At 73.1% G+C, this 7290-nt stretch carries 3 protein-coding genes; 2 read left to right on the forward strand and 1 reads right to left on the reverse strand.

All coding sequences use genetic code 11. From position 1 onward, the window contains the following. Window positions 1-205 precede the first annotated feature (205 nt). Window positions 206-3424: a tetratricopeptide repeat protein gene (locus AOK11_RS20150; RefSeq protein ID WP_055595120.1), complete on the reverse strand. Its 3219-nt coding sequence runs from the start codon at window positions 3422-3424 to the stop codon at window positions 206-208. Between the two features lie 267 nt (window positions 3425-3691). Between AOK11_RS20150 and AOK11_RS20155 the strand changes: the two genes are divergently transcribed. Further along, complete coding sequence (locus AOK11_RS20155) at window positions 3692-5734, forward strand: thioredoxin domain-containing protein (RefSeq protein ID WP_055595121.1); 2043 nt, start codon at window positions 3692-3694, stop codon at window positions 5732-5734. 266 nt (window positions 5735-6000) lie between these two features. After that, complete coding sequence (locus tag AOK11_RS20160; RefSeq protein WP_055595122.1) at window positions 6001-7269, forward strand: glycosyltransferase; 1269 nt, start codon at window positions 6001-6003, stop codon at window positions 7267-7269. Window positions 7270-7290 lie beyond the last annotated feature (21 nt).

Here is a 7290-nt window from a genome sequence, read left to right on the forward strand (position 1 = left end):
CGCCGCCGGCCGACGCGGCCCACGCCAGGGTCCTGGCGGCCTGCTCCGGGTGGCCGGTCCAGGACGTCCCCCGCCACCGGCCCGCGCCCTTGCCGGCGAACAGCGGTCGGCAGTCGCCGTCGGCAGCAGCCGCCCGGAGCGGTCACCAGCGGTTTCGGGGGCGCCGGTCGCGCATACCGGCCACGAGGTCCTGGAGCGCACCGCGTCATCCCACCGGGCCGCCCTGCGTCTGCGACCCCATGGGCACCCCCATCACCTCGCGTGCGTGGCGGCTGGGGACCATGCCCAGGCGCCAGGCCTGCCAGCCCGCCTCCAGGCTCACCCCCCGTTCCAGCAGCAGCTGGTAGGCGTCCACGTAGTCGCCCAGCTTCTCGTCGCGGGCGGCGTGCGTGGTCCGGCCGAGCTGGGCCAGCTCCTCCTGGGCCACCGCCGTACCGACCTCCGTACCGCCCGGGGCCGCGTACGGGAGCAGGGTGCAGCGCAGGAACCGGGCCCAGTCCTCGCCGCGCCGGTCCCCGTAGGACGCGAACAGTGCCGCCGCCTCGTCGCACAGGGCCAGCGCCTGCTGGGCGCGGGCGTTGCCCGCGTCGACGACCGCCAGCTCCAGGCAGGTCCACGCCTCGCCGTGGGCCACCCCGATGCGCTGGAAGTCCGCGCGGGCGTCGACCAGCAGCTGACGGGCGAAGCCGGAGTTGCGCAGGGAACCGGTCTGCGCGGCCCGCTGGTCGCGGGTGACGCGGGCCGAGTGGTGCCGGGCGCAGGCCAGCCCGTACACGTCCCGCATCCGGGAGAACATGGTGCGGGACCGCTCCAGTTCGCGCACCGCCCGGTCCAGGTCACCGGTCTCCTCCAGTGCCTGGCCCAGGTAGTACAGCGTCCACGCCTCCCCGCGCGCGTCCTCGTTGTCCCGGTGCCGGGCGGCGGCCCGCCGCAGGTCCTCCAGGGCCGGCGAGGCGTCCCCCCGGATCAGCCGGGCACGGGCCAGCTGGGTCAGCGCCCACGCCTCGCCGCGGGCGTCGCGGGTCCGGCCGTACAGCTCGAGCGCGGTGCGCAGCTCCGTCTCCGCGCGGGGGACGTCGCCCATCCGCAGGTTCAGCTGCCCGAGCTGGAAGTGCGCCCACGCCTGGCCGTGCACGGACTCGCCCGCGCGGTGCAGCACCAGCGACTCGGTGAGCAGGTCCAGGGCCTCGGACAGCCGGGCCCGGTCGCGTTCCACCGCGGCCAGCGCGTGCATCGTCCACGCCCGGTCGGTGGCCAGCTGGGGCGCGGACTGCAGGTCCATCGCCTCCCGCAGCCGCGCCGACGCCTCCGTCAGATTGCCCTGGTGGTGCAGCGTGATGCCCAGCGAGGTCAGGGCCCGCGCGGCCCCCGCGTCGTGATGCGCCTCCCGGTACAGGTCGACCACCGAGGTCAGGGTCGTCCGCGCCTTGTCCAGCTCGCCCAGCTGGCGGGCCGCGATACCGGTGCGCCACTGCACCGAACGCACCAGCAGCCCTTCGTCCACGGCCTGCGCCAGCTCGTTGATCTCCCCGAGCCGGTACAGGTCGCCGCGCAGCAGGCAGTAGTCGCACAGGGCGCCGAGGAGGTTCAGCACCGCCCTCCGGTCGACGCCCTCCGCGTGCCGCAGTGCCGCCGTGATGAAGCTCGACTCGTCGTCCAGCCAGCGCAGCGCCTCGTCCAGCGACGTGAAGCCGTACGGGCCGAAGCGGTCCGAGCGGGTCGACATGTTCCCGTCGACCAACCGCAGCACCGAGTCGGCCAGCTCGGCGTAGTTCACGATCAGCCGTTCCTGCGCCGCGGCCCGCTCGGCCGGGTCCTCCTCATCGAGGAGACGGGCCAGCGCGAAGGCGCGGACGAGGTCGTGCAGCCGGTAGCGGCCCTGCCGCACCGGGGTGAGCAGACCGGTCCGGGACAGCGCCTCCAGGTGCCGCCGCGCCTCGGCCTCGTCGGTGCCGAGCACCGCGGCCGCCGCGGCCGCGCCCAGCGAGACCCGGCCCGCCAGCGCCAGCCGCCGCAGCAGCCGCCGCAGTGTCTCCGGCTGGTCGGTGTAGCGCAGCCACAGGGCGCGCTCGACCGGGTCGACCGGGCCGTAGGCGCTCAGGTCCGAGGCCAGCGCACGCGGCGAGCGCGCACCCAGCGAGGAACCGGCGATCCGCAGCGCCAGCGGCAGCCCGCCGCACAGTTCCCGGATCCGGTCGGCGGACTCGGCGTCGTAGGGCTCGGACGAGTCCTGCGCGGCGCCGGCCAGGAGCTCCTCCGAGCCCGCCGGGTCGAGCGCCTCCACCGGCAGCTGGTGGACCCGGGCCGGCAGGTCGTCCGGCAGGCCGAGCGGCGCCCGGGAGGTCACCAGGACCAGGCTGTCGGAACGCTCCGGCAGCAGGGTGCGGACCTGCTGCGGGTCCGCGGCGTCGTCGAGGACGACCGTCACCGGCATGCCCGTCACGTGCTGGTGGTACAGCTCGCTCAGCCGTCCGACCTGCTGGTCGGGCGAGGACCGCTCACGGAACAGCAACTGCTCGCGGGGCGCCCCCAGCCGGTTCAGCAGATGCAGCAGCGCGTCCCGGGTGGACAGCGGCGCCTCGCCGGGGCTGTCGGCGCGCAGATCGACCACGCAGGCGCCGCGGAAGTAGTCCTTCAGGTCGTGCGCGGCGCGCACCGCGAGCGTGGTCCGGCCGCTGCCGGGCGCCCCGTGCAGCACCACCACCGTCGGCAGCGTCCGAGTGGTCGCACGCGCGGCCTGCACCCACTGCCGGATCTGTGCCATCTCCCGCCGCCGCCCCGCGAACGTCCCCACCGGCTGGGGAAGTTGACCGAACGACTGCTCGAGGACATTGCGCCCGCGGGCCGCCGCGCTCTTGTCGGCGCCGCGCAGCCGCGGTCCCGTCTGCTGGGGCCCGGTGGACGCGGCGAGCATCCGCTGCTGGTCCAGGAACGGCCGGATGCCGCGCACCTCCAGCGCCGTCAGCCACTGCAGCCGCAGCTGCTCCGGTCCGCCCGGCTGGCTCACCGCGCCGGCCCGGTGGTGGGCGGCGGGCACATGCGCGCCCACGACCTTCACCACGGTCGCCGCCGCCCCGGCCATCCCGACGGCCACGCCCGCGCCGAGCGCCGTCCCGGTCCCGGTGCCGAGGAAGAGGTCGGTGACCACGGCAGTCGCCCCGGCCACCCCGGCCACCAGTAACGGCGTCCCGGCGCCCTCACGGGCGTACCGCTGGCGGAAGGTGAGCTGCCCGGCCGCCGCGTCGTCCAGGGCACGGGTGTACGCCTCGTACTCCTCGGCCGCCGTCCGGGCCATCGTGTCCAGGGCGCCGCGTGCCCGGGACAGCAGCACTTTCCCGTCGGTGCGCCCGCCCGACCGGCGCACCTCTTCCTCCACGGCCCGCGCCAACAGCCGCTCGGCGTCCGCACGATGACTGTCCCGCATGTCGCGCCCCCTCCGGCGGCCCCGGCCGCACCCGGTGTGCCCGGGTGTCCTCGGGTCCCTCCCGTCCCCTCCCCGAGAGCCTCTCCGGTTATGCGTGGGCCGAGTGTCCTGTGCACGCCATATCTCGGGGGAGGGGGCAAGGTGCCGTCCGAGGAGACGCCCGGGCGTCTCCTCGGACGGACATCCGAGCGGACATCCGGGTAACGGACAGCGGCCAGGGGGCATGGGCGCAGTGGTGCCGTGCCGCTACTGGGGCAGGATGGACCCATGCCGAACCGACTGGCCCACGAGACGTCCCCCTACCTCCTTCAGCACGCCGACAACCCCGTCGACTGGTGGCCCTGGTCGGACGAGGCCTTCGCCGAGGCGCGCGAACGGAACGTGCCCGTCCTGCTGAGCGTCGGGTACGCGAGCTGCCACTGGTGCCATGTGATGGCGCACGAGTCGTTCGAGGACCAGGCCACCGCCGACTACCTGAACGCGCACTTCGTGGGCGTCAAGGTGGACCGGGAGGAGCGCCCCGACGTGGACGCCGTCTACATGGAGGCCGTGCAGGCGGCGACCGGGCAGGGCGGCTGGCCGATGACCGTGTTCCTCACCCCGGACGCCGAGCCGTTCTACTTCGGCACCTACTTCCCGCCCGAGCCCCGTCAGGGGATGCCGTCCTTCCGGCAGCTGCTCCAGGGCGTGCACCAGGCCTGGGACGAGCGCCGGGACGAGGTCGCCGAGGTCGCCGGGAAGATCGTGCGGGACCTGGCCGGACGGGAGATCTCCTACGGCGACGCGCAACCGCCCGGCGACGAGCAGCAGTCGCAGGCACTGCTCGGCCTGACCAGGGAGTACGACCCGCAGCGCGGCGGATTCGGCGGGGCGCCGAAGTTCCCGCCGTCCATGGTGATCGAGTTCCTGCTCAGGCACCACGCCCGCACCGGTGCCGAGGGCGCCCTGCAGATGGCGCGGGACACCGCCGAGCGGATGGCACGCGGCGGTATCTACGACCAGCTCGGCGGCGGCTTCGCCCGTTACTCCGTCGACCGCGACTGGGTGGTTCCGCACTTCGAGAAGATGCTCTACGACAACGCCCTGCTGTGCCGCGTCTACGCCCACCTCTGGCGGTCCACCGGTTCGGAGCTCGCGCGCCGGGTCGCGCTGGAGACCGCCGACTTCATGGTCCGCGAACTGCGCACGCCGGAGGGCGGGTTCGCGTCCGCGCTCGATGCCGACAGCGACGACGGAAGCGGCAAGCACGTCGAGGGGGCGTACTACGTCTGGACGCCCGCGCAGCTGCGGGAGGTGCTCGGCGAGCAGGACGCCGAACTCGCCGTGCGGTACTTCGGGGTGACCGAGGAGGGCACCTTCGAGGAAGGCGCTTCCGTGCTCCAGCTGCCCCAGCAGGACGAGGTGTTCGACGCCGACCGGATCGCCGGCCCCGGCGGGATCAAGGAGCGGCTGCTCGCGGCACGCGGCGCCCGTCCCGCTCCCGGCCGGGACGACAAGGTCGTCGCCGCCTGGAACGGGCTGGCGATCGCCGCGCTCGCCGAGACCGGTGCCTACTTCGACCGGCCGGATCTGACCGAGGCCGCCGTCGCCGCCGCCGACCTGCTGGTGCGGGTGCACCTCGACGACCACGCCCGGATCGCCCGGACCAGCAAGGACGGCCGTGTCGGCGGCAACGCGGGGGTCCTGGAGGACTACGCCGACGTCGCCGAGGGCTTCCTCGCACTGGCCTCGGTGACGGGGGAGGGGGTGTGGCTGGAATTCGCCGGGCTGCTGCTCGACCACGTGCTGGCCCGCTTCGCCGACCCCGAGTCGGGCGCCCTGTACGACACGGCGTCCGACGCCGAGCGGCTCATCCGGCGCCCGCAGGACCCGACGGACAACGCCGTCCCGTCCGGCTGGACGGCCGCCGCGGGCGCACTGCTCGGGTATGCGGCGCAGACCGGCTCCGCGCCCCATCGCACTGCCGCGGAAAGGGCGTTGGGCGTGGTGAGGGCGCTCGGTCCGCGGGTGCCGCGGTTCGTCGGCTGGGGGCTCGCGGTCGCCGAGGCGGCGCTGGACGGTCCGCGGGAGGTCGCGGTGGTCGGTCCGGCACTCGACGATCCGGCCACCACGGCCCTGCACCGTACGGCACTCCTGGGCACCGCCCCGGGCGCGGTGGTCGCCGCCGGGACGCCGGAGAGCGACGAGTTCCCGCTGCTGGCCGACCGGCCCCTGGTGGGCGGTGAACCGGCCGCGTACGTCTGCCGCAACTTCACCTGCGACGTGCCGACGACCGATCCCGATCGGTTGAGCGCGGCCCTGGGCGGCTGAGGCGGCGGAGAGGGCAGCCGGCGGCTGGGCTCAACCGGCCTCCCCGGCATCCGAGTTGGCCGGCGATCGAAGGAACCGGCCACAGGATGGCCCGATTCGGACGCAACCGGTCGCTTGAAGCAACGACAGGCAACAGGTTCTTTATCCGAACACCTCCCAGATTTCACACCTCCCCCCTAATGTCTGCACGGTGACGTGACAGGCGGGTCGCCGTACGAGTGGTGCGCCGTCACGTGCCGGGGGATATGGGATCTGGGGGGATCTTTTTGCTCACGTCTGTGTTCATCTCTGTCGTTTCGCTGGCCTTGTTCTGGATGGCCGCGTTCACCCTGTGGTGGCAGATGCACGCCTGGCGCACGCCGGAAGTGCTGGCCTCCACCCGGTTCAGCAGTCCGGACGGCGGGGAGCACCGGTCCTTCTCGCTGCTGTTACCCGCCCGGCACGAGCAGGCGGTGCTCGACCACACCATCCAGCGGCTGCTGGAATCGAGCCACACCGACTTCGAGATCATCGTGATCGTCGGCCACGACGACCCGGAGACCGCCGCGGTCGCCGAGGCGGCGGCCGAGCGCGACCCGCGCGTCCGGGTCGTGGTCGACACGCACGAGAAGAAGAACAAACCGAAGGCCATGAACACGGCGCTGCCGCACTGCCGCGGCGATGTCGTCGGGGTCTTCGACGCCGAGGACCAGGTCCATCCGGAGCTGCTCGCCCATGTCGACCACGCCTTCCGCTCCACGGGCGCGGACGTCGTCCAGGGTGGGGTGCAGCTGATCAACTTCCACTCCAGCTGGTACAGCCTGCGCAACTGCCTGGAGTACTTCTTCTGGTTCCGCTCGCGGCTCCATCTGCACGCGCAGAAAGGTTTCATTCCGCTGGGCGGCAACACCGTCTTCGTCCGCACCGACGTGCTGCGGGCGGCGGACGGCTGGGACCCCGACTGCCTCGCCGAGGACTGCGACCTCGGCGTCCGGCTCTCCAGCGTGGGGAAGCGGGTCGTCGTCGCGTACGACTCCGACATGGTGACCCGGGAGGAGACCCCCGGCTCGCTGATGTCGCTGCTGAAACAGCGCACCCGCTGGAACCAGGGTTTCCTCCAGGTGTACCGGAAGAAGGACTGGAAGCAACTGCCCGCGTTCGGGCAGCGGATGCTGGCCCGCTACACCCTGATGACGCCGTTCCTGCAGGCGTTCACCGGACTGATCATTCCGCTGAACGTGGCGATCGCGCTGTTCCTCGACGTGCCCGTCGGCATCGCCTTCGTCACCTTCCTGCCGGCCGTCACCGCCCTGGTCACCTTCGTGTTCGAGGTGGTCGGGCTGCACGACTTCGGCAAGCAGTACGGGCTCCGGGTCCGCTTCACGCACTACCTCAAGCTCGTCGTCGGCGGCCCCTTCTACCAGGTGCTCCTCGCCGGCGCCGCGATCCGTGCCGTCTGGCGCGAACAACGCGGGCGCAACGACTGGGAGCTGACCACTCATGTCGGCGCACACCTCGCTGCGGACGACGTGACCCGAGAGGACGTTCCCGCGTGACCTCCACCCTTCCCGCGGCGA

It is taken from the genome of Streptomyces hirsutus, assembly GCF_001418415.1.
GTDB lineage: Bacteria > Actinomycetota > Actinomycetes > Streptomycetales > Streptomycetaceae > Streptomyces > Streptomyces hirsutus.

Coding starts and splice junctions, on each gene's coding strand:
- AOK11_RS20150 (WP_055595120.1), bottom strand. CDS start 3,424: ATGCGGGACAGTCATCGTGCGGACGCCGAGCGGCTGTTGGCGCGGGCC.
- AOK11_RS20155 (WP_055595121.1), top strand. CDS start 3,692: ATGCCGAACCGACTGGCCCACGAGACGTCCCCCTACCTCCTTCAGCAC.